We start from the raw sequence: 23,604 nt of genomic DNA, 5'->3' as shown, positions 1-23,604 counted from the left end.
ATGAAGGCCCCCTCATCCAATTTTATTTCACAGCACCTGCCATAACGCCTTTAATAATGTATTTCTGTGCGAACAGATAAAAGATAATAACCGGAATAATCGATACGACAAGTCCTGCCATTGCAAGGTTCCACTGAATTGTAAATTCTCCGAAGAAGAAGAAGGTTGACAATGGAATGGTACGAAGCGCTGGGCTTGTTAAGGTCAAGGATGGAAGTAAATAGTCATTCCAAATCCACAATAGATTCAAGATTCCTACAGTCATCGTAATTGGCGTAAGCATTGGGAATACAACCTTCCAGAATGTCTGCCACGTATTACAGCCCTCTATCATCGCCGCTTCTTCAAGAGCAATCGGTACCCCTTTAATAAAACCATGATAAAGGAAGACCGACATACTTAGCCCAAATCCGATATACATGAAAATTAGGCCATAATGTGTATTAATCATAGAGAAATTAAGTGATGGGATATCCCATTTGTTTAAATATTGCATTAGCGGAATCATCACTGATTGAAACGGGATGAGCATCGTACCTACGAATAAGAGGAGAATGCCATTGGACAATTTATTCTTCATGCGAACAAGCATCCAAGATGTCATCGCTGAGAAGATAATAATAAGCCCAATACTAATGACACTCACTAAGAGCGAGTTTTTAAATGCTGACAAAAAGTTCATTTTGTCCATTGCCGCAGCATAGTACTCGAAGGAAAAGGATTTCGGCAGGCCGAACGTATCGGTGAATATCTCGGCACGTCCTTTGAACGAATTCACAAACATAATATACATAGGCAACAGCATAAGAAGTCCACTAACCCAAGCTATAACTTCAAGCAATATTGAAGTTGATTTATTGCGACGTTTCATTATTGTTCAACCTCCCTTTTCTTCGAGATAACGACCTGCGTAACCGTCACAACTAAGATGACGAGGAAGAAAATAATCGCCTTGGATTGCGCGAGCGCATATTGATTCATACTAAACGCGGTTTTAAAGATATTCATTGCAACAAGCTCGGTTGTACCGTAAGGACCACCGTTCGTTAGTGAGATATTGGTATCATATTGTTTGAATGCGTTCGACAGCGTCAAGAACAAGCTGATCGTGAAGGCTGGCATAATGAGTGGGAACATAATTTTGCGGAATCGCATCCATCCGCCTGCGCCATCCATATCAGCTGCCTCCAGCACCTCATCCGAAACACCTTGAATAGCTGCGATGTAGATGATCATGACGTAGCCGGCCATTTGCCATGTTCCTACGAAGACCAGCGCCCAGAAGGAAGCCGTCGGATCATCCAACCAATTGAAGAAGATCGAGCTATTCCCCATTACTTCTCCAACCTGTACGAAGAATTTCGTGAATACGAACTTCCAGATGAAACCTAGGATCAGACCACCGATCAAGTTCGGCAGGAAGTATATTGAGCGTAAAAGATTACGCGACTTAATTTTGGAAGTCACCAGCATCGCGAGTGAAAGTCCGATAACGTTAACGAGAATAATCATGCATACGGCATATTTAAATGTCAGGCCGAAGGATGTAAGAAAATCTGAATCTTGAAACACCCGTACATAATTACCGAAGCCTACAAAGTTAGAACCTGCAAATTTAAACCCATCCCAATCTGTAAAAGAGTACACAATCCCCATAACGAATGGAATGATGACTACATTTATAAAGATGAATAATGATGGAACAATAAAAGCTGCGGCTATTAAATTTCTCTTTACACTTTTCTTCAATGGTTTCACCTCTTATCCATTTCTACAAAACAGGAAGAGGCCGCTTAACGAATATTCGAGAAGCAGCCTCCATAGCCATACGATTATTTTTTAACCGCAGTCATCCAAACATTCTGAAGTGCTTCTAACAAGCCCTCGCCCGTTAATTTTCCTGCATAGTATTTTTCCATTTGGTTCGCAAACTCTTGATCTGCTCCCGCTGGGAATTGATCGAATACCCATTTCACTGTCTTGCCTTCACTTGCATAACGGTTCACTTCTTGGGATAACGGATCCATTTTGCTAGTATCAAAACCGGAGTACACAGGGATAAAGTTAAACTCATCCGTTACATAGTGCTGACCCGCTGGATCTGTTAGCAACCAATCCAAGAACGCCTTCGCACCCGCTTGTTGATCTTCCGATGCATGCTTGTTCACGCGGAAGAAGTTACTGTTACCTACCGCAATACCTTGATTACCTTCGAACGGTACTGGCAAGAAACCGTATTCAAATTTCACATCATAATCGTTCAAGAGACCTTGTGCCCAGTTTCCTTGGTGAATCATCGCATATTGTCCTGCCGCGAAGCCTGCAACTTGTTCATCATACGTATCTTTACTCAAGTTCGTATGGTCTTTGATCTTGTCCAGATCAGCAACGTACTCTTTCAATTCAGGAATATCTTGAAGCTTCAATTCGCCAGCATTAATCTTAGCAATCGTACCCGATGTATCTTTCATTAATGCAAATGGCCAGTTAAATGGATGCATGAACCGGAAGTAAGACTCTTGTGCATACGCGATTGCCTTCTTCACGCCCTTCACTTGCTCTAGCTTCGTGCTTGCTGCTACAAGATCATCCCATGTCTTAATATCATCCGCATTCACGCCTGCTTCCTTGAACATATCCTTATTGTAGATAAGTCCGAAGCCTTCAAGCGCAACTGGCAAGCCATATAATTTACCATCATTACGCGCTGCTGTATCTTGTCCTTCAACAATTTTGCTAGCCGCTTTCATATCATCCAAGGGTGCCATATATGGAAGATATTTTTGAAACTCTGAGCCAGATGCTGTTGTGAAAATGGTTGGTGCTTTTTCTGGTGCGGAGCTGAATTGTGTCTGGAGCACCGTCATCAGGTTGTCACCTGCTGCTCCTAATGCTTGTACTTCATATTTATCTTGAGTTTTATTGAATTCTTTCACTGCATCCTCTAGTGCACTTTGGATTTCTACTTTATTCTGAATGATTGTAATAACCGCTTTTTTACCAGTTCCTTTAGACGTTGTGTCTGCGCTATTTGCCTTGTTTGCCCCATCATCACTTTTTGCTCCACAAGCGACTAACGTGGATAACATAGCTACAGATAATAATGCTGCCCCTACTTTTTTCTTCATCTGCAATACCCCTCTTCTGAAGATTTCATAATTTTTATTTGTATTTCTAAAATTGAAAGCCTTTACAAAACTGATATTACACGATAATATAACACTTAATTATAAATTCTTAACATTAGTTTCGATTTATAAATACGGATTATATTGTAAAATCCTCCCTTAAACAGGTAGCCTAAAGGAGATTATCCATGCTAGACATTACTGCCGTCCTCGAACGCAATATGGCGAAGAATCGCTATCAGAACTATATGCACCCTTCCTATGAGCACGAAAAGAAGCTCGTCTATGCAATCCAACGCATTGATCGTGAAGGTGCCGTTAAAATATTGAATGAAATCAACTTGCTGGAACGAGCCAACCTGTCACCGAAGCCTTTGCAGTCGTTGAAATATTCTCTAGTCGCTAGCTGCACCATTTTTACACGTGCGATCATTGAGGCGGGAGTCGATTCCGAGTCCGCGTTCATTCTCAGTGACCATTACATCAACTTAATTGATGAGAGCGACTCGATCGTGAAGACCGTTGAGATTGAATACCTCATGCTAAATAGCTTTATTAGTGTCATCTCAACCCATCGTTCGTATTCGTATGGACCCATCATTAATAAGACGATCGCCTATATTAAAAAGCACATTGAAGAGAAGCCTACGCTAGAGCGAGTTGCGGAAATCGTGCAGTTGCATCCGAATTACCTCGCAACGCTATTCAAACAAGAAACAGGGAGCACTGTCCTCAACTTCATCCATAAAGAAAGAATGGATGCGATCAAGAACTTCCTGATCCATACAAATATGGCGCTTCAGGATATTAGTGATATCTTCGGCTTTGCTTCCTCTGCCTACTTCTCTACCTACTGCAAGACGCATCTAGGCATGACCGCAAGGGAGTATCGAAAAGATCACATGAAATGAAAAGCAAAAAGGCGAATTCTCATTCATAGCCGAATGGAATCTCGCCTTTTGGTCCCCCTAATGATTACTTTGCATAACTATCTCTTCGGTGGTTGCGGTGTAATCAGGAAGTTAACCGGCAAATTACTACCAGACGCTGCAGTGAACAATATCTCAACAGAGCCCCCTTCATCACCTGTACGATAAACCACACTATTCAAGTTTGCATTTGTAATACTGCCGGTACTTGGCATTTGAACAATTTGACCATTCACCATAACAGGTCCCATATAATTACCACCACGCGGGTTAAAGGTAATTAATGAATTTGGAGCAACATGTTCAAATTTGATTTTGTATAGTACTCCGAAGTTGCCTGCATTGGATGCACCAGTTCCTGACATAGGGTCGGTGCCCATCAAATTCAAATCACTTGAATTATCACCGATGAGAAGTCTCGCAGGTGTTTTTCCTACTTCATCCGTAACAGTCATGATACGTGTAGAATCAGCATAAGTCCCTCGGTTATGCACGCCATCACGATCCAGTATTGGAAGCGTAGGAAGTGTGGTTAACGGATCTTTATTCGCATCAATCATCATAACATTGTATTCAATAGGATAATCACTATATAAGTCCGCTTGGAGTGAAACGATTTCGCTCGGTTTTATTGCAATATTATTCAGATCAGACAGGATAGAGACGCTTTCACCAGGTTGCAGGACCGTTGTCTTGTAATCTTTTTTCGTTTGCATGGATTCCCAATAACGTTGCACTGAGAGTTTACCCGTAGCTTCCGGAAAGGGATGTGGGCCTCCAACGCCTAAATATTCTGTTGTGATCGTCGTAGGGGATAGATTGTTGTTCTTAGCTATCACATATACCTTCATTTTAGTATTCATATTATTCTTGTGGTGAATCAAAAAGCGGGTTCCACCGAACGATGTTTCACGATAAGTAATCCCTTCCATATTTACGGTTTCTGGACTGTTAGCGCGAATAAGATTATAAGGCTCAGAAGTGAGCGTATAAGCTACCTTCTGCCAGTTTGGAACATTAGATCCGTCAATATCAAATACACTACCCGGAGAAGCGAACAATCTATAGAAATCTTCTTTACTGTACAAGACTTCACCCGTAATATTAATGACTTTTTCAAAAGTGCTGATTGCGCCATGTGAATCTTCTACTTGAATAGAAACTGTTGCAGGACCAGGCGTGAAGAAAGCTTCCGCTTTATTCGTCCAGGTCGTTGTTTTAAGTGTATCTCCGTCTGGGTCGGTGCTCATATCCGTATAAGTGATCATCTCACCCATTTTGTAGGAATTCTTATCGGTCGTAAAATTTGCAACCGGCGGTGTATTCGGTTTTAGAATCGTGATCGTCGTTGAGTAAGGATCACTCCATTGTCCATTAGCATCCCTAACAGAGTAGGATACTACATATTGCCCAGGTGTATCATAGATATCCTGCTTCCCTTCCCACTTCTCTTCAACTATGGCTGAACCAATCGGTGAAGAGCTAGAAGTCAGGAAATTCACTGGATCACCAGCATAAATTATAGCCGGTACTGTAAAAGAAGCTTTAGGCTTCAAATTTAGCGAAAGAATGACTCGTTTTTGCACATTATCCACGGTATACGGAATGCCCAGCGCCCCAGTAATGGACGTCAATGGAATCATAAAGGTTCCTTTGAATTGATATGCTGGACCTTTCATTGTCACATTCTTACCATTTACGGAATAAATCTTACTATCTGTCTTGAACCGCATAACGTCGCTGCCTTTAGTAACAATAGTCTCTTTCGTCTTATAATCGTAAATGTATTTCACACCTACACGTTCAACCATAGCTCTAATCGAAACGTAGGAAACGCCATTCTTCACTGCCATTGGCTGATTAGCCAAATATTCAATGCCATTCTGATACATTTTGTTACTATTCATCATAAGTACAAGCTGATTGCTAGCCCCTGCATTAACTATATCAGTTGTAATCGGCGGTGTGGTGGTCGCAGGTATAAGTGTAAGACTTTGACTCGGTGTGGGGGATGGTAACGTTGTTAAAGTAGAATCGGTTGTTACCCCTGTAATTGGTGTTACTGTCGCTGTTGGTGTTGGCGTTGGTGTTGGCGTTGCCCCTTCTGCTACCGGACGTGTCAATAATGGCAATGGATCAGTAGCTTCTGGAATTACTTCCGCAACAGATGTAGTAGCCACTCTTACTCCACTGGTGTTACTGGAGGTAATATTTCCAGCTTCAGCAAAAACGGGCACTGCCGCAGCAGTCTGAGATACGGCCAATAGTACAACTAATGATAGTTTTTTTAAATGCATGATTTGACTCCTCTGCTCCATTTGTGAATATAAGTGGCCCCTAACCTTACCTTCCTCTTATATAACGAGACAGTGCTTTCACTTCATGGTACATTCATTATTTCAAATCGTATTATTTGACGCAGTAGATCTCAAAAAGTTTCATTATAAGTAAATAAAAAACAATGTTGTATATTAATTACACCATTCACCTCTATCTCCTTTATTTGTTATTCCTATAAACTCCACCTAGGCTTTAACCCAATTCTCCAAGCAAGCATATACTAATGCCATAGAAACTACTGGCACGCCGAAAATAAACTATGACCTTACCACTATCGGCGTACGGGCTGGAGGGAAATCCGTGCTAAACATCATCCACGCCTCTTCTGCAGAGACGCCCGCTTCACTACAAAACCATTTCGAGATTTTTCGTGAGCACACCATTGGAATTCGGCATCAGATCACCACACCCTATGGTAGACAGCCCCTGCTGTATGCCGATTGGACCGCAAGCGGACGCTTATATGAACCGATTGAACGGAAGCTGCAGGAAGCCTTCGGTCCATATGTTAGTAATCCACATACAGACTCCAACACGACCGGTTTAACCATGACACTGGCTTATAATGAAGCGCGACAAATTATTAAAAAGCATGTAAATGCTGGCCCTCAGGACATCCTGCTCTTCTGCGGAAATGGAACAACGGGAGCCGTAAACAAGCTGCAGCGTATCATGGGCTTAAGACTCCCTGAGTGGATTCAGGACTATAGCGCCCATTCGATGGAGGAACGTCCTGTGATCTTCACCAGCCATATGGAGCATCATTCCAATATCCTTCCCTGGCAGGAGGGGATTGGTGATGTTGTGACTGTTCCTCCCGGAGAAAACGGAAATATAGATCTTCAGCAGCTTGAAGCCCAGTTGAAATTGTATCAGCATCGCCGCTGGAAAATCGGTTCATTTACGGCTTGCTCCAATGTGACCGGAATTCAGACTCCCTACCAGAAGCTTGCCGCGATTATGCACCGTCACGGAGGCCTATGTTTTGTAGATTTTGCCGCCAGCGCACCCTATGAGCCTATCGATATGCATCCTGTCTCACCGCTGGAGAAGCTGGATGCAATCTTTTTTTCTCCGCATAAATTTCTGGGTGGACCGGGCACGAATGGCGTTCTAATTTTTGATGAGGCTCTAAGTAATGGACGTATTCCTGACGAACCGGGTGGAGGTACAGTGGCTTGGGTCAATCCTTGGGGAGGACGCCGCTACACCACCGAAATAGAGATGCGGGAAGACGGGGGAACACCGGGGTTTCTGCAAGCTTTTCGGACGGCACTTTGTGTGAAGCTGAAGGAACAGATGAATGGAAACGGTCAATATATGGTGATTAGAGAGCACGAGCTATGCCAGCAATTAATGAACGGACTCCGTAGCATACCCGAATGCTCGCTGCTAGCTGGACATCATACAGAACGTCATGGCATTGTCTCTTTTACACTACGTGATATTCATTATAATCTTGCAATTCAACTACTGAATGATCGCTTTGGTATACAAGCCCGGGGTGGTTGCTCTTGTGCAGGTCCTTATGGGCATTACTTACTTGAATTAGGGTGGGCGCAATCTGCTCAGATCGCTGAGGCAATTACTATAGGAGACCAGTCGCTTAGACCGGGTTGGATCCGCATCTCTCTACACCCCATTATGACAAATCAGGAGGTAGAGAGAATTGTATCCGCTGTACGAACTATCGTGATCCATTTCCAACTATGGAAACAGGACTATTTTTATGATGCTTCTACAAACAGTTGGACTCATATCTACAATGAGGATCCCGCAGAGGCGAAGGTCAAAGCGCTTTTTTCGGTTTAGTTCCCAGCTTATTGTGTAATGTCCTTCACCATGTCCAGATCGGCAGCACTAGCGTTGGAGATAACTTGTTCTACATTTTTACAACCTGGAATTACACTGGTTACTGCGGGATGCTGAAGGCACCACGCCAAAGCCCACTGCGCCATATCGAGTCCAGAAGGGACTTCATTGGCTGCAATTTCAGCTACAGCGCGCAGCTGTTTTTGCCTTACATCCTCTTTATGGTTAGCACGCACATCACCCTGACCAAATACCGCATCCGGCTTGTACTTGCCGCTTAAATAACCACTCGCTAACGGAACACGCGCCAACACACCTAATTTATGCTCGATGCAGAGTCGAAGAATCTCTTCCTCAGGTTGACGATCCAGCCGATTATATACTACTTGTATGGCCTCTGCTTGCACATCCGCTGCTGCAGAGGTCTGATGTACACCCGAGACTGATGCACTTATCGAGACGCCTAAATGACGGATTTTCCCTGCCTGCTTCTGTCTGTCGAGCATGCTCCACAACTTGTCATTATCGAATTGCTCATCCGTTCCGGAATGGAATTGATAGAGGTCGATGTACTCGGTCTGAAGTGCACGCAGGGAATCATCCAGCTGCTTCAGCACATCCTCAGCACGCCATAACTGTTCCCGCTGCAAATGTCCCTGAAAATGATGACCGAATTTCGTAGCTACAATCCAGTCCTCACGTTTCCGGCGAGCCAGATAACCCCCGATGAACTTCTCTGACAAGTGATCTCCATAACATTCTGCCGTATCAATCAGGTTAATACCGAGCTCTCCAGCCTTATCTAGCATGGAATCGACTTCTGCTTGAGTGAAATCCTTGCCCCACTCTCCACCGAACTGCCAAGTACCCAAGCCGATCACCGATACATTCATCCCTGTACTGCCAAGTTTACGATATTTCATCATCATTTCCTCCTTTGTTTTATTAAAATAGTCCATTCACAGTACTAAGCGGCCTTGTTTCCATCTTCCACTGTTCTAGCGAACCGCGCCTCGATGGCTTTAACTCCCCATAGTGACAATCCAATAAACACCAAGACATAGATGATCTCCCACGGCTGGCGGATAAATCGTTCCAGATCATTTCCAATATATGAAACTGCGAATACCATGATCGCTTTGCCCACAGTGAGCGCAAGGAGGTATGAACGAAACCTCATACCAGCAAGACCAGCAGCCATATTAATTACAACGAAGGGGCCTACCGGGAATATACTAAGCAGAAATACATAACTGAATCCGCTTTGCCGCACCCATGTCATACTTTTGGCTACCTTTGGCCGTTCTGCCCATTTTCGCAGATACCGATGCGAAGCTACTTTGCGAATAATCCAAAATGTTGTCACACAGCCCGCAACCAAGCCGATCCAAGAATACAAAAAACCTAACCATAAACCATATACAGCCCCGTTTAATCCGACGATCGCAATAGTTGGTAGTGGTGGTATAAATGATTTCAAAAACGTTAACGCAATGCCCGGAAAGGGCCCAAACGAACGATATTGTTCAAGCAGATGCCGCAGATTATCCTCTGTCAGCCAAGACATAATATCAAGAAAGTACATAACCAGCTGATCTCCTCATCCGATTGGAATTCTTAACACCTGGTCTCAATTATACACGAAGTTGCGAGCATTCCTACAGCTCTTCCAATATAAAGAGAACAAGCTAGAACTACATGAATGACAGCGAGTAAGTTCTTCGTTACGATAGACAAAATAAGATTAAGTTACTTCATTACAAAGGGAGTTCAAGACACTTATCTTGACAGCACAACGATTAATAGTAAGATGAGAGTTGATGGAAATAAAATGAATTTATGGGGGCGTTATTTGTTGAAGAGATTGTCGGTTCTAGCAATGATATGCGTTTTGATATTTTCTGTAGGTCTTATTCCTGCTCCAGCGTCAGCAGCTTCGAAGGGATCCCACATTTTTGTGGATGGGGTGCCACTAAATTCAAGATCTGTGAGTAAAAACGGAGTTTCGTTCGTCCCTTTCCGAGAATTATTCGAGAAGCTTAAGATGAGTATAGACTATAACGCAAAACTGAAACAAGTTACGGGCACCAAAGGTGATTTGAAGATAACTTTTACTATTGGTAGCAAAACAGCATACGTAAATGGCCAGAAAAAAATGCTGCAGGCGGCGCCGTTTGCTCAGAATGGCACTACGTTAATTCCGGTTCGTATCGTTGGTGAAGCAACCGGGAACGCCGTTTATTATTCAGCAGCAGCAGATGTGATTCAAATTAATAGCCCATCTTTTAAAGGTGCCTCTTACACCATTGACGGCATCCCGATCTTATTCAATGCCAATGGAACTGTCTTGTTTGGTCCCAACGCATTAAAAGACATGAATTTACAAAAGGAAATAGCTGAGATCGATGCCATTAAAGATTTCACAGCTAACGCTCCCAAAATTCGTATTGTCGGAGTACCGCCAACACAAGAGCAATCCAAAGATCCCGGCTATAAAGGATACCCTGATTATTTTGACGCCAATTATGTAACCGCAGCCGGAAACAAGGAAACCTTGCCTCCGCTTATGAGCGAAGGTTGGATTTCCTTATCTATGCTCTCCGAAATTGAAAAAATCATTAATCTTGGAAATAGTGATTCCAACACCCTTAGCATAGGTAAATATGCTGAGATGGGCCTCGTAAGATACGATATCATTGTGACAGATGAATACAAAAAAGCAAAAACAGGCCAATTCACGTTAAGCGACATACGTGTAAAGAAATATAAGGGTACTATGTATCTTAACATTGAGGATTTACAAACCGTTGGCCTCATTGAGCCTAATTAAACTAGCTTGTTAGTTAGTTCAATAATTCAGAGAAAAGGCCATCCTTTTGCAGGGTGGCCTTTAAATTTTCATCATCACAACAAAAAGCCGAGCACCAAGCCTCCCGATCTAGAAGCTTACTACTCGGCTTTCAATTCATTCACTTCAAACCTCTGCACTGTAACAACCCGCCTGCTCACCTTCCGCCCTCAGCCCCGAAACCACAAGGGTTGTCACATACTTACGAGCATCTGCTGTCAGCAATAATAACTCCATCGAGCCCTTAGCCGGTTCCCCTCTGACAAACTTTATTCGGGCACCGTCCAAATCCTCTTGGATGCTGGCAATCGTATATCCTTTAAAAAGCAGCCCATCAATCTCCTGCTGTTCTTTGGCATATTCCGCAAAAGCAGACATCAGACAACACCTCCGCTTATTTCCGCCTTGGAAGGAAGAGGAGCCTCCGCTGCAAAACGCTTGCGCTTTAAATATTTTCCCGACCCGGGTTTACCAACAAATTGCTTGTCTCGAATCACAAACTCGCCTCGACTGAGGACGGAAACAGGCTCTCCCTTTACTTCAAAGCCCTCAAACGCATTATAATCGACGTTCATATGATGTGTTTCTGCGGAGAGTATTCTTTCTACAGCCGGATCAAAAATAACCAAGTCAGCGTCACTGCCTACCGCGACCGTGCCTTTTTGCGGATACAAGCCAAACAGCTTGGCGCTAGAGGTAGCAATAATGTCTACGAATTTGTTCAATGAGATCCGGCCTTTCTGCACACCTTCCGAATATAGAATCGTAAACCGGTCCTCAATGGTCGGCCCACCGTTCGGGATTTTGGAGAAATCGCCTAGCCCCAGATCCTTTTGTCCTTTGAAATCAAACGAGCACTGGTCAGAGCCAATCGTCTGCAAGCTGCCGCTCCATAGCGCATCCCACAAAACATCCTGATTCCACTGCTCACGCAGGGGCGGAGACCACACGTATTTAGCACCTTCGAAATTAGGCTTTTCCAGCGCCGTCTGATCCAGCACTAAATACTGTGGACAAGTCTCGCCGTAGACGCGCAGTCCCTTTTTACGCGCTTCAGCAATCTTCCAAGCAGCTTCCGCACAGGTCACGTGTACAACATACAGCTGAGAATCTGTCAGTTCGGTTAGATAAGCTGCGCGTCCCGTAGCTTCACCCTCCAGCTCCGGCGGGCGGGTCAGCGCATGAAAGATCGGGTCGGTATTGCCTGCGGCCAAAGCCTGCTCTACAAGATATTCAATGACATCTCCATTCTCCGCATGCACCATAACGAGTGCACCTTCTTTTTTCGCAGCTTGGAGGGTCTTAAAAAGTGTGCCGTCATCCGCCTGAAAAGTATTCTTATAAGCCATAAATACTTTGAGCGAGGTAATGCCTTCATTCTCAATTATCTCCGGAAGCTCACCCAGTACTTTATCGTTTAGTTCTGAGACCATAAGGTGGAAGCTGTAATCAATCACCGCTTTATCCTGCGACTTATGATGCCATGTATCTACGGCTTGCTGTAGCGGTTGTCCTTTGGTGGTTAAGCAAAAATCAATGACTGTGGTCGTTCCGCCATATGCAGCCGCAATGGTTCCCGTCTCGAAATCATCGGCTGTAACGGTGCCGCCAAAAGGCATATCCAGATGCGTATGAGGATCAATGCCTCCAGGAAAAACATAACACCCCGAGGCATCTATAATTTCCGCACCAGGGACATCCAAATGAAGGCCAATCTCCGTAATAACCCCGTTTTCAAACGCCACATCGCCTGTATAAGTATCTGCTGCGGTAACGATGATGCCATTTTTAATAATTTTCTTCATCCTTATACCACCTCCACTTCCGAATAGGAGCCATTCAAGCTACTGATCACCTTCTGCCTTTCATTCCAGGTCAGAGGGGCTGCCCCGGTGTCCACTGGAACCATATCGATCGCGCCGTCTGCTGGACAGACAATTGAACAAAGATTACAACCTACACAATCTTCCTCGCGGACCTGTAGAATAGCTTTCCCATCTGCATTAGTTAACATATCAATACACTGATGTGAAGCATCTTCGCAGGCAATATGGCATTTATTACAGTTAATGCAGTTGTTCTCATTAATACGTGCAACGACCTTATAGTTGAGATCCAGATCACCCCAGTTGGAGTAACGGGATACCGATTTACCGATTAACTCTGTTACGGAAGCCAAACCTTTGTCATCCAAATAGTTGTTCAGGCCATCGATCATTTCCTCCACAATCCGGAAGCCATGATGCATGACCGCTGTACATACTTGAATGCCCGTAGCACCCATCAGCATGAATTCAACAACATCCTGCCAGGTCGAAATCCCTCCAATACCGGAGATAGGAATGCCTACTCCCCGGTCACGGGCACACTCGGCCACCATACTAAGCGCAATTGGTTTCACGGCCGGCCCGCAGTAACCGCCATGCGCACCCTGCCCCCCAACATTCGGAATTGTGTTCCAGCTATGAATATCTACACCAGCAAGACTGTTGATCGTGTTGATCATACTAATCGCGTCCGCTCCACCCTTAACCGCATGGCGGGCAACGACGGTGATATCCGTAATATTAGGCGTCAGCTTCACAATCACCGGGGTCGTTGCAACTTCTTTTACCCAGGTGGTCTGTGCCTGCACCAGATCAGGCTGCTGCCCCGAAGCAGCGCCCATTCCACGCTCAGCCATTCCGTGCGGACAGCCAAAGTTAAGCTCCAGACCGTCTACACCCACATCCTCTACCCGCTTAACAATCTCATGCCATTTATGCTGCGTTGGTTCTACCATCAGGGAGGCTATAATCGCATGATTCGGAAATCTTTTCTTCGTTTCATAAATTTCCTTCAGATTAACTTCAAGCGGACGGTCGGTGATCAGTTCAATATTGTTAAAGCCCGCAACCCGTTGCCCATTGAAATTTACTGCCGCAAAACGCGATGAGGTATTAATGATCGGATCACCGAGCGTCTTCCACACCGCACCACCCCAACCTGCTTCAAAGGCCCGCTGCACTTGATAACCTGTATTCGTAGGCGGCGCGGAGGCCAGCCAGAACGGATTCGGCGATTGAATTCCTGCGAGATTAATACTTAAATCTGCCATTGATGTTCCCTCCCTGTCATGTAAAATCCAATTTGATTTCTACGCTCAGCCCGCAGATCTAACAACGACCTCCTGCTGGCCTGAGAATTGTTTAACAATCGCATGGGCCGCATCTTTTCCCTGCTGTGCCGCGGATACAACCATGGCCTCGCCTTTGCCTGAACCAAATATGATATCGCCTGCGGCATAAATTTGCGGATCGGAGGTTTGACAGGTGGCTTCATCCACCTTTACAACCCCACGGTCATGCACAAGGCCTAAGGAATCTATTAGATCTAGGCGACGCTTTTGACCTATAGCTATTACAACTGCATCTACAGGAATCAAGAACTCCGAACCCTCTATTGGCATAGGCACTGGACGTCCATCCTTGCCCAGCTCCTCTGTCAGCTTCATCTGCACACATTCCAGTGCGGTTACATTTCCAAGCTCATCCCCTACGATACGTTTCGGTAAGGTAAGCCAGCTGAACTCCACACCTTCTTGCTTCGCAAATTCATATTCAAAATCGTAAGCCGTTATCTCTTCGCGGGTCCGGCGGTAGAGCATTTTCACATTGGTGGCTCCCAGTCGCACTGAGCAAGTCGCTGCATCAATAGCCGTATTCCCTGCACCAATGACAGCGACCCGCTGACCCATCAGCTCTAGCAAAGGAATGCCAGTCTTAGTTGATTCTACGAGTGCAATGGCGTCGTATACGCCAGCCAATTTTTCACCTTCAATCCCTATCGGAGGCACATAACCCATACCCGCTGCCAAAACGATGGCATCATAGTTCGACTTCAGCTCATCTACAGAAACATCCACTCCGACTTTTACACCTGTACGTATTTCCACACCCAGCTTCTCTACCTGCTCTACTTCCCAAAGAGATACAGACTGTGGGAGCCGAAACGATACAATCCCATGTGTATCCAGCCCACCCGCTAACGCCTTAGCTTCGTAGATCACAACAGCAAAACCTTCACGGGCGAGTTCCCTAGCCGCAGACAATCCCGCAGGACCACCGCCGATAACGGCTACCTTTTTCCCATTAGGGGTGCCAGCCTTAAATAATTGAACTCCGCTGTTCATTGCCCAATCTGTCGCATAACGCTGCAGCAGTCCGATTTGGATCGGCGCCGAGGCATCATTTAACACACAGGCTCCTTCACACAGCTCATCTGTAGGACAAACACGAGCACAGCTGGCACCCACAGGATTGGAATCCATAATCGTCTGTGCCGAGCCTTTCAAATTGTCAGTAGCGATCCGTTTGATAAAGGAGGGAATATTAATGCTGGTCGGACATGCTTTTATACATGGGGCATCGTAGCAATATAGACAGCGATTGGACTCATCCATGGCACCCTTATGGGTCAGAGGCGGCTCAGCCTCGGCGAAATTGCGCCTGAACATATCAGGTGTAAATGCTGTTAACGGAGATGAATGCTCCATCACTAGTCCCTCCTTATGGGTAATTTTTCATATTAGTGTTATATAATATAACATTATTTCAAGTTTTTTCTGAATATTTTGCTTACATCATTGAATTATTGTAGTAATATAAGCATTAACAGAAATTATCTCTCAACACTCTTCCTGATTAGGTTATATATACTAACATTCGTTAATCAAACTATAGTCATTTCGAATTTTCGTTGCATTAGACACTTTGTCTAATTTCAAAACTGTATTTTTTACGTATGAGAATAGGCTGAGAATAACAGGGCATTAGCCGAAGGCCAGAGCACAGAAGATCGAGGGGGAGTAACTATGGACTGGGAGCTTGTATTAACCATTCGTGACGCTTTAAAAAGACCACTATTCGCAGAAGTCGAGGTGATCGGCGGGAAAAGCGGTCTAAGCCGTGCCATTCGCTGGGTGCATGTGCTGGAAAGTGCCAACTTCGAGACTCTGATTCATGGCGAAGAAATGATTTTGACTACGGGGATTGGTGCAAGTGTCGATCTCCCTTCCTCCTTGGAGTTTATGCTGAACCTGATCGACAAGAATGCAGCTTGCCTATGCATTGAGTTAGGCACGTATTTCAGCACTATCCCGCAAGAGATGATCGACTTAGCTAACGCAAATGATTTCCCGCTGATTATCTTCACCCGCACGGTTCGCTTCGTCGATATCACCCTAGACCTCCATTCCATCATCATCAATCGGCATCACCGGATGCTGCAAGAACTCGAAAGCATCTCTCGTGAATTCCACCGTCTGACCTTAACCTCACAAGGAACAGTGAAGGTACTGCAATTATTATGTAAAAGCACCCGCACACAAATCGTCTATATGCAGCTGCAAGGCAAACCCTTATTTTTCCCGGCACTTCCGCCCGATGAGCAAACTCCCCTGCTGAATTTCTTCACCACCTTCGGTGACGAGATGGAAGGCATTCAACCAGACATCGCTCCTTACACCCGAGAATATGGACAAAGGACGATTGCAATCAAGCCTGTAGGTGCGCTGGATCAGACCTGGGCTTATATCCTGATGGTCTGCAATCATAAGCCACAGGAATTTGATTGCCTGCTGCTGGATTCCGCCTCGCTATCCATTGCTCAAGAGCTACTGCGTACCCGATATATGGAGGAGCGTAAGCTTTTTTCAGAAAATCTATGGGTCGATGAGCTGATCAATGGTCGTATAGAGGATGACAATCGCTTAAAAGGCTTGATCGGTTCCAATTTCAACATGGTCAACGAACTCCCTTACCGTGTATGCCTTATCGAAATCAAGAACCCTAGAGACGTAAAATGGAACAGCTCAGAGAACGAATGGGAATCAATTACCTTCCACCTTTCGCTCATCTTGCGTTCCATTTTCGAAAAATATTCCCTACGTCCGCTGATCACACTCAAGAACAATCGCCTCACCGTCATCGCACTCGACATTCAATCGAAAATGCCTGGAAAAATGCGGCTTCAGCAAGCACTTGAGGCCCTTCAACATATTCGCTCCGACGAGAAGCTCAAAGATTTGCAGCTGGTCATCGGAGTCAGTAAATCGCATAAGCGCCTAAAACAGGCCTATTCCGGTTATCAAGAAGCTTCGCAAGCTTTGTCTCTATACTCTTGTTATCAGAAGTCACTGCTCTTTTACGATGAGCTTGGCGTATTCCAATTACTACTTAGCCTAAATGATGGGAAAACGTTGCAGAACTTCATTCGTAGTTATCTCGGCCCGCTAATTGACCACGACCAAACCAAAGGCAGCGAGCTGCTGCTTACCCTTCGTGTTTATCTGGATCATGATGGTTCCAAACAAATTGCCGCTCGAAACTTATTCATTGTCAGACAGTCCCTTTATTATCGCCTGGACAAAATAACAGAGCTACTGGGTGAAGACTTCATGCAGCCAGAGAATCGCATCTCCATTCAAGTCGCCCTGCGCGCCTACCAATTTCTATATCCGGACAAAATTACTTTACCCAGCCCCCGCTCAGTACAGATTTAAACGTATCGATAATAAACTCTACATCTTCATCCGTGGAGGATAACGGCGGGGCGAAGGTAAGCACATTGTTGAACCCAGCTACCGTATCGCCATTCTTGCCGATAATAAGTCCTTTTGATTTGCATTCAGCAATAATGCCTTTCACAATACTCAGATCAACTGGCTTTTTGCTAACCTTATCTTCAACCAGCTCGATGCCTGTCACTAAACCAAAGCTGCGAACATCACCCACAAGCTTGTGATCCAGTAACTCGGTGAATGCAGTGTTCAGTCTTTTGCCCAAAAGCTCTGCACGCTCCACCAGCTTCTCCTGCTCGATAATTTCCAGATTGCTTAACGCTAGTGCACACGAAGCCGGATTGCCACCAAAAGTATTCACATGGCGAAAATGCCCATAGTCATCGCTATTGTCCTTAAATACCTCATAGATATCCTTACGAACAGCAGTCGCGGATAAAGGAAGATAAGCGCTAGTCAGTCCCTTAGCCATCGTTACGATGTCAGGCTTCACATTAAAGTTGTGATGACCAAACTTACGTCCAGAACGTCCGAATCCACAAATCACCTCATCCATAATGAGCAACACACCGTGCTTACGGCAGATTTCCTGCACCCGATCCAAATAAACCTGATGTGGTACAATGACCCCACCACCCGTAATTACAGGCTCCATAATCACCGCAGCTACCGTCTCCACGCCTTCCCAGATGATCATATCCTCTATGGACTGTGCACACTGTAGGTTGAATTCTTCTACAGTCATCCCGGCCGGGCGGCGATAGCTGTCCGGGGGAGCCACATGCAGAAAACCACCCGCCAACGGTTCATATTTATATTTGCGCTGGGCCTGGCCCGTTGCAGATAATGCCCCAAGTGAACTGCCATGGTACCCACGATAACGGGCAATGAATTTATAGCGATAATGCTGGCCGATTTGCTGCTGGTACTGGCGGGTCATTTTGAAAGCAGCCTCATTGGCTTCCGATCCACTATTGGAAAAGAAGATCACGTACTCGTCTCCGAGCCATTCATTCAGCTTCTCCGCCAGCGCAATCGCCGGGAGATGACTTTGTGTCAGAGGAAAATAAGGCAGGGTCAGCAACTGATTGTAAGCAGCTTCCGCCAGCTCCTTGCGCCCGTATCCCACATTTACACACCACAAGCCAGACATCCCATCCAAAAATCGATTGCCCTGTATATCCGTAATCCACGACCCACTCGCCGAGGCGGCAATCATAGGCGGATTCTTTTCACTATAAGGTGTAATGTTGTGCCATAAATATTTCCGATCCTTGTTTACCGCAAGCTCACTATCGTTCCCCAGACTCTGCATAACATTTTCTCCTCTCAGTAGCTCATCTTCTCTAATAACGGGCAGTGATCATCTTTTTACGCGTATAGAACTCCACCCCATCACGCCCATTGGCATGCAGATCTCCATAGAATGATTTCTTATAACCTGAGAAGGGGAAAAAGGCCATGGGCGCAGGCACACCCAGATTCACACCCAACATCCCTGCATCAATCTCTTCCCGGAACTCGCGGATCGCCTTTGCGCTATCTGTATAAATGCACGCCCCATTCGCGAATGGGGACTGATTCGTTACCGCAATCGCTTCACTTAAACTCTTCACACGGATCACAGACAACACCGGTGCAAAAATCTCATCCTTCCAGAGGGTCATTCCCGGCTGTACATGATCAAATATCGTCGGTCCGATAAAATAACCCACACCGCCCACAGCAGCATCTTTCCGCCCATCTCTCACTAACTCGGCTTGTTCAGCTTCACCAGTCTCAATGTAATAAAGAGTCCGATCCTTATTCGACTGGCGAATTACTGGACCCAAAAACACCCCGTCATCAGCACCATTACCAATCTTAAGTTCATCTGCAGCCGCAGCCAGACGACTCACTAGCTCGTCAGCAATATCCTCATGAACCACTACAACCGAGCAAGCCATACACCGCTCACCCGCTGAGCCAAACGCAGCGGCAATTATATTCTTCACCGCATTATCCAGCTCCGCATCAGGTAACACAATCGAGTGATTCTTAGCGCCTGCCAATGCCTGAACCCGCTTCCCCTGCGCCGTCCCCGCCTTATATACATATTCCGCAACCGGCTGCGAACCGACGAACGAAATCGCCTTCACTTCATCATGCTCCAGCAGCCCGTTCACCACCTCATGCGCTCCATGAACCACATTCAGCACACCTGGCGGAAAGCCCGCTTCAGCAAATAATTCAGCTAACCGATTGACCAGCAGAGGCGTACGCTCAGAAGGCTTCAGCACAAAGGTATTCCCGCAAGCAATGGCGAGCGGAAACATCCAGCAAGGAACCATCATCGGAAAATTAAACGGGGCAATCCCCCCGATAACCCCCAATGGATAGCGGTACATCCCGGATTCAATTCCGGTAGCAATATCCGGAAGCTGGCTGCCCATCATCAACGTGGGGATGCCTGCGGCAAATTCCACACACTCAATTCCACGCTGCACCTCACCTTGCGCCTCTTCCAGACTTTTGCCATTCTCCAGCGTAATCAGCAGAGCCAGCTCATGCCAATGCTTTACCAGCAGCTGTTGATATTGAAAAAAGTAGCGGGCGCGACGCGGCACAGCGACCCTTTTCCACGCTTGAAATGCCGCCGCAGCCGCTTCTACCGCCGCACCCAGCTCTTCCTTACTAGAAATGGGCACATAAGCAATCACTTCACCTGTCGCCGGATTATAAACCTCTTCATCTCGCCCGGACGACGATTCTACCCAAGCTCCATTCACATAATTCTTAACTCTTTCAGCCTGCGTTACTAGGAGAGACATAGCTCGCACCTCTTTCTCTGTTTCAGATGCACTGATGGACTGCTGATTATAATAGATGACCGCCAGATCAGGCGGCCATCCACTATAACATTAAGCTCAATTGGTTATTTTGCCGCCATTTCTACGATTTCGTTCGTATAAGCCTCATCTACCTTAACCGGTTCTTTAATGACACCAAATTTAAGCGAAATATCAGCGGTTTGCTGGAACGCCGCCGCATCGGTATATCCCATCTTGGCACTGTCAAAGTCTTCAGGCAGAATCAGCTTGGCAACCTCAGTCATCATTGTCAGCTGATGTTCCTTCGTCGTACTGCCGTCTTCCGCTTGCTTCATCACACTGTCCACGGCAGCTGCAGGATCAGCAATTGCATCTTTCCAGCCCTTCAGGGAGGCACGTACAAACTTTGCTGCAGTCTCTTTATTCTCCGCAAGCCATTCCTTATTCGCGAACAAGTTATCCTCAAGCATCGCAACGCCTTCTGTATTCATGTCGATGACGTTCAGATCCTCAGCCTTAATACCTGACTCCAACACCACTTGGTACTCGTTATAAGTCATCGCTGAGGCCGCATCGATCTGATCGCCCAAGAACTGATCCATCGTGAACCCTTGCTTCGTAAAGCTTAGGTCCTTATTCGGATCGAACTTATATTTATCGAATAACGCTAATAGTTCAAATTCGTTGCCACCCATCCAGTTGCCGACTTTTTTACCCTTAAGATCAGCGGCTGAATTAATGCCAGCAGTTTTTTTGGAGACCAGGACCAATCCGCTCTTTTGATAGATTTGCGCGATCTGCACCAGCGGCATTCCCTCTTCAAGACTTGGAAGCAAGCTTGCTACCCAGCCAACACCGATATCTGCGGAGCCCCCAGCCACTTGCTGCTCTGGAACAATATCCGGACCTCCCGGCAGAATCTCTACATTTAGTCCTTCTTCCTTGTAATATCCTTTATCCTGCGCCACAAAATATCCAGCGAATTGTGCCTGCGGCACCCATTTCAACTGCAGCTTCACTGTAACTGGATCAGCCGCTGGTTCAGCCGTAGCACTTGCCTCAGGAGCTGTAGAAGCTTCAGGGGCAGTCGTAGCTTCGGCTGCCGAGTTATTATTGTTGCCCCCGCAACCCGCCATTAAAGAAACACTTAACATCATCACGATCGCCAACAAACCACCACGAAATTTGCGTTTTTTCCCGTTCATCAATCGAACTCCCCCTATCGTAATTTTGTTTGTAACAAGCGTAAACGCCTTCGTCGTCCTTATAAGGACGATAAGCATTTAAGCGAGAAATATAAGGATGATGTATAGTGTGAAACTTATAAATCCTTATATTTCAAGCAGCACAGTATGGACAATCATCGTGGTGCGTTGTATGCATACAGCCGTGGGCGGTTTCTCTTTTCCCTTCCCACTATGGCCGGATGTAATGATGTTATAGAGCTCATTTACGTTGCGAAGGATGCCACTTGATGAACACTTTCTCAAGCCGCTCAACCACTAGGTAGAAGAGCACGCCGGCAATTGCAGCCAGCACAATACAGGACCAGCCCAGTGGCATTTTGGCAACTTTAATGGAATTGGAGAGCAGGTACCCAAGCCCTTTTGAGGAGAAAAAGAATTCCCCAACAATGGCGCCAATCATACTCGCCGTCGCGTTGATCTTCAGTGCTGTAAATACATAGGGTAAGCTATTACGAATCCGCAGATAACGAAACACTGCCGGTTTACCTGCCGCATAGGAATGCATCAGATCCAACGCCAATGGATCGATCGCCGCCATGCCTTTATAGGCGTTGATCGCCATCGCAGCCATTGTAGTTGCCGTTACTATGGCAATCCGCGAGCCTATCCCATCCCCGAACCACAGATTCATAATGGGCGCGAGGGCGACGATGGGCACAGCATTTAGAGCGGCAACCAGCGTCAAGCTTCCACTCCCCCAGCGCGGCCAAGCTGTCGCGACTAAAGCGATCAGGAAGCCGATAGCAGAACCAACCAACATTCCCAGCACAGCCTCAGTAAGGGTGTATCCGGTATAGGATAACAACATGCTGAAATTATCCCTCATGGTCGTGGCAATTGCTGTGGGCAACGGCAGCTGATATTTCTTCAGATCAAAGATCTTATGAAAGAATTCGAACTCCCATAGCCCAAGAAACAATACACCCGCCAATACAGGCAGCAGTACCCCTGGGCTAAATATCCTCTTCAGCATTCGTGAGCCGCCTCGACTCGCCCTACCTTCCGCAGGTTTCGGAACGGCTACAGCATTCTTCTGCGTAGCCGTTAATACCGGCTGGGCCACCTCTTTACTAGTAGATCCTATAAATGAAGCCTCCCGAACGGAGTTGGTTTCCATTAGCGGCTACCTCCTTTCGGTCGAAATTCAGGCTGCCACGGCGCCACCAAACGTTCTATCAGACTGATCAACCAGTAACTTACAATCCCCAACAAAGCGCCGACAATCACCGTAGACCAGAACATGTAGGTATGAGAGCTGCCGTAGTAGAGATTACGCAGCATGATTACGCCAATCCCGTGCTGCGCACCCATGAGCTCTACCAGGATAGCACCAGTCACTGCGAGCGGAGCAGCAATCTTAAGCCCTCCGAACAAACCCGGCAGGGCCGCTGGAAATCTGAGTTTCCAATAGACTGCCCACGGCTTCGCAGCGTAAGAATGCATTAATTCCAGCGCGGAAGGATCCACACTTCGCAAGCCGCGCAGCATATTGAGAGCCACTGGGAAGAATGTAATATAACCCGAAATAATAATCCGTGAAGTCTGCTCATCTCTCACAATCCCATAAATGATCGGCGCCAGCCCCAGGATCGGAATCATCTGCGAGGCGATAGCGTAAGGAAAAGTTAACTGCTCTATCGTCTTCGACAAGCTCATTAGCACCGCCAGTGAAGCACCAGCCACCGCACCAATCAGGAAGCCAACACCAGCATTGCCAAAGGTGGCAGCCCCCTCCTTCAGAAGCGTGCCACTATACTTCCACAGCGTGGATAGCACCTCATGAACGTAGGGCAACTTGGACTGAGCTAACGGTGTCCCCACTACATGGAGCAGCATCCAGGAGGCTCCTTCCCAAACTAGCAGCAAACCAAATATCCAGACAAACAACGGCAGCAGGCGACCCCGTACAAAGATACTGCCCCCTTTCATCC

19 protein-coding genes are annotated in these 23,604 nt (G+C 46.1%); 4 read left to right on the top strand and 15 right to left on the bottom strand.

The features are described 5' to 3' along the window. Window positions 1–22: 22 nt before the first annotated feature. The 3 genes from ACFWMP_RS22210 to ACFWMP_RS22200 form a co-directional block, all read right to left on the bottom strand. Window positions 23–871 carry a carbohydrate ABC transporter permease gene (locus ACFWMP_RS22210; RefSeq protein ID WP_076284877.1) on the bottom strand — a complete coding sequence of 283 codons (849 nt, stop codon included), beginning with the start codon at window positions 869–871 and terminating at the stop codon, window positions 23–25. After that, entirely contained in the window at window positions 871–1,749 is an 879-nt protein-coding gene (locus tag ACFWMP_RS22205; RefSeq protein ID WP_341126622.1) for a carbohydrate ABC transporter permease, read from the bottom strand. The genes ACFWMP_RS22210 and ACFWMP_RS22205 overlap by 1 nt, the downstream gene beginning before the upstream one ends. Window positions 1,750–1,832: 83 nt before the next feature. Next, a complete protein-coding gene (locus ACFWMP_RS22200) occupies window positions 1,833–3,128 on the bottom strand; it encodes an ABC transporter substrate-binding protein (protein ID WP_076297952.1) in 1,296 nt (431 codons plus the stop codon). 188 nt (window positions 3,129–3,316) lie between these two features. Here ACFWMP_RS22200 and ACFWMP_RS22195 point away from each other — a divergent pair, with 188 nt between their 5' ends. Further along, window positions 3,317–4,039 carry a helix-turn-helix transcriptional regulator gene (locus tag ACFWMP_RS22195; protein ID WP_042192637.1) on the top strand — a complete coding sequence of 241 codons (723 nt, stop codon included), beginning with the start codon at window positions 3,317–3,319 and terminating at the stop codon, window positions 4,037–4,039. Window positions 4,040–4,116: 77 nt separating this feature from the next. On the opposite strand, the gene ACFWMP_RS22190 is transcribed toward ACFWMP_RS22195, so the two are convergent. After that, on the bottom strand, window positions 4,117–6,354 hold the full coding sequence (locus ACFWMP_RS22190; protein ID WP_379424718.1) for a copper amine oxidase N-terminal domain-containing protein: 2,238 nt from the start codon (window positions 6,352–6,354) through the stop codon (window positions 4,117–4,119). A 343-nt stretch (window positions 6,355–6,697) separates the two neighbouring features. On the opposite strand from ACFWMP_RS22190, the gene ACFWMP_RS22185 reads away from it, so the two are divergent. Then, window positions 6,698–8,209, top strand: coding sequence for an aminotransferase class V-fold PLP-dependent enzyme (locus tag ACFWMP_RS22185; protein ID WP_379424717.1), 1,512 nt, complete (start codon window positions 6,698–6,700; stop codon window positions 8,207–8,209). 8 nt (window positions 8,210–8,217) lie between these two features. Here the strand turns inward: ACFWMP_RS22185 and ACFWMP_RS22180 are convergent, their stop codons facing one another. Both ACFWMP_RS22180 and ACFWMP_RS22175 read right to left on the bottom strand, forming a co-directional pair. Next, on the bottom strand, window positions 8,218–9,132 hold the full coding sequence (locus tag ACFWMP_RS22180; protein ID WP_379424716.1) for an aldo/keto reductase: 915 nt from the start codon (window positions 9,130–9,132) through the stop codon (window positions 8,218–8,220). A 44-nt stretch (window positions 9,133–9,176) separates the two neighbouring features. Continuing rightward, the gene (locus ACFWMP_RS22175; protein ID WP_042192646.1) at window positions 9,177–9,794 is read right to left on the bottom strand and encodes a TVP38/TMEM64 family protein; all 618 of its coding nucleotides are present in this window, start codon (window positions 9,792–9,794) and stop codon (window positions 9,177–9,179) included. Between the two features lie 117 nt (window positions 9,795–9,911). Here ACFWMP_RS22175 and ACFWMP_RS22170 point away from each other — a divergent pair, with 117 nt between their 5' ends. After that, complete coding sequence (locus ACFWMP_RS22170; protein WP_052404452.1) at window positions 9,912–11,039, top strand: stalk domain-containing protein; 1,128 nt, start codon at window positions 9,912–9,914, stop codon at window positions 11,037–11,039. A gap of 144 nt (window positions 11,040–11,183) precedes the next feature. On the opposite strand, the gene ACFWMP_RS22165 is transcribed toward ACFWMP_RS22170, so the two are convergent. The 4 genes from ACFWMP_RS22165 to ACFWMP_RS22150 are packed head-to-tail and all read right to left on the bottom strand — an operon-like array spanning window position 11,184 to window position 15,591. Further along, window positions 11,184–11,435 carry a hypothetical protein gene (locus tag ACFWMP_RS22165; protein WP_042192649.1) on the bottom strand — a complete coding sequence of 84 codons (252 nt, stop codon included), beginning with the start codon at window positions 11,433–11,435 and terminating at the stop codon, window positions 11,184–11,186. Continuing rightward, window positions 11,435–12,862 (bottom strand): dihydropyrimidinase, encoded by a 1,428-nt coding sequence (gene hydA / locus ACFWMP_RS22160; protein ID WP_379424715.1) that lies wholly within the window; start codon window positions 12,860–12,862, stop codon window positions 11,435–11,437. The genes ACFWMP_RS22165 and hydA overlap by 1 nt, the downstream gene beginning before the upstream one ends. Window positions 12,863–12,864: 2 nt before the next feature. Continuing rightward, on the bottom strand, window positions 12,865–14,154 hold the full coding sequence (gene preA / locus ACFWMP_RS22155) for an NAD-dependent dihydropyrimidine dehydrogenase subunit PreA (protein ID WP_339243886.1): 1,290 nt from the start codon (window positions 14,152–14,154) through the stop codon (window positions 12,865–12,867). A 45-nt stretch (window positions 14,155–14,199) separates the two neighbouring features. Beyond that, on the bottom strand, window positions 14,200–15,591 hold the full coding sequence (locus tag ACFWMP_RS22150; RefSeq protein WP_379424714.1) for an NAD(P)-dependent oxidoreductase: 1,392 nt from the start codon (window positions 15,589–15,591) through the stop codon (window positions 14,200–14,202). Window positions 15,592–15,909: 318 nt separating this feature from the next. Between ACFWMP_RS22150 and ACFWMP_RS22145 the strand changes: the two genes are divergently transcribed. Next, on the top strand, window positions 15,910–17,598 hold the full coding sequence (locus ACFWMP_RS22145) for a PucR family transcriptional regulator (RefSeq protein ID WP_379424713.1): 1,689 nt from the start codon (window positions 15,910–15,912) through the stop codon (window positions 17,596–17,598). Here the strand turns inward: ACFWMP_RS22145 and ACFWMP_RS22140 are convergent. From ACFWMP_RS22140 to ACFWMP_RS22120, 5 genes are all read right to left on the bottom strand, one after another. Next, the gene (locus tag ACFWMP_RS22140) at window positions 17,564–18,931 is read right to left on the bottom strand and encodes an aspartate aminotransferase family protein (protein ID WP_379424712.1); all 1,368 of its coding nucleotides are present in this window, start codon (window positions 18,929–18,931) and stop codon (window positions 17,564–17,566) included. The two genes, ACFWMP_RS22145 and ACFWMP_RS22140, sit on opposite strands and share 35 nt — an antisense overlap. Before the next feature lie 31 nt (window positions 18,932–18,962). Next, the gene (locus ACFWMP_RS22135; protein ID WP_379424711.1) at window positions 18,963–20,426 is read right to left on the bottom strand and encodes a CoA-acylating methylmalonate-semialdehyde dehydrogenase; all 1,464 of its coding nucleotides are present in this window, start codon (window positions 20,424–20,426) and stop codon (window positions 18,963–18,965) included. A 104-nt stretch (window positions 20,427–20,530) separates the two neighbouring features. Further along, window positions 20,531–21,631 carry an ABC transporter substrate-binding protein gene (locus ACFWMP_RS22130; RefSeq protein ID WP_379424710.1) on the bottom strand — a complete coding sequence of 367 codons (1,101 nt, stop codon included), beginning with the start codon at window positions 21,629–21,631 and terminating at the stop codon, window positions 20,531–20,533. A gap of 241 nt (window positions 21,632–21,872) precedes the next feature. Further along, window positions 21,873–22,790, bottom strand: coding sequence for an ABC transporter permease (locus ACFWMP_RS22125; RefSeq protein WP_379424709.1), 918 nt, complete (start codon window positions 22,788–22,790; stop codon window positions 21,873–21,875). Further along, window positions 22,790–23,602 (bottom strand): ABC transporter permease, encoded by an 813-nt coding sequence (locus ACFWMP_RS22120; protein WP_379424708.1) that lies wholly within the window; start codon window positions 23,600–23,602, stop codon window positions 22,790–22,792. Before ACFWMP_RS22120 ends, ACFWMP_RS22125 begins: the two co-directional genes overlap by 1 nt. Window positions 23,603–23,604: the final 2 nt, after the last annotated feature.

Source organism: Paenibacillus sp. NPDC058367, from assembly GCF_042723305.1.
Classification (GTDB): Bacteria; Bacillota; Bacilli; order Paenibacillales; family Paenibacillaceae; genus Paenibacillus_AQ.
The sequence above is the reverse complement of the archived record's forward strand: the minus strand, read 5'-3'. Positions and strand labels throughout refer to the sequence as shown.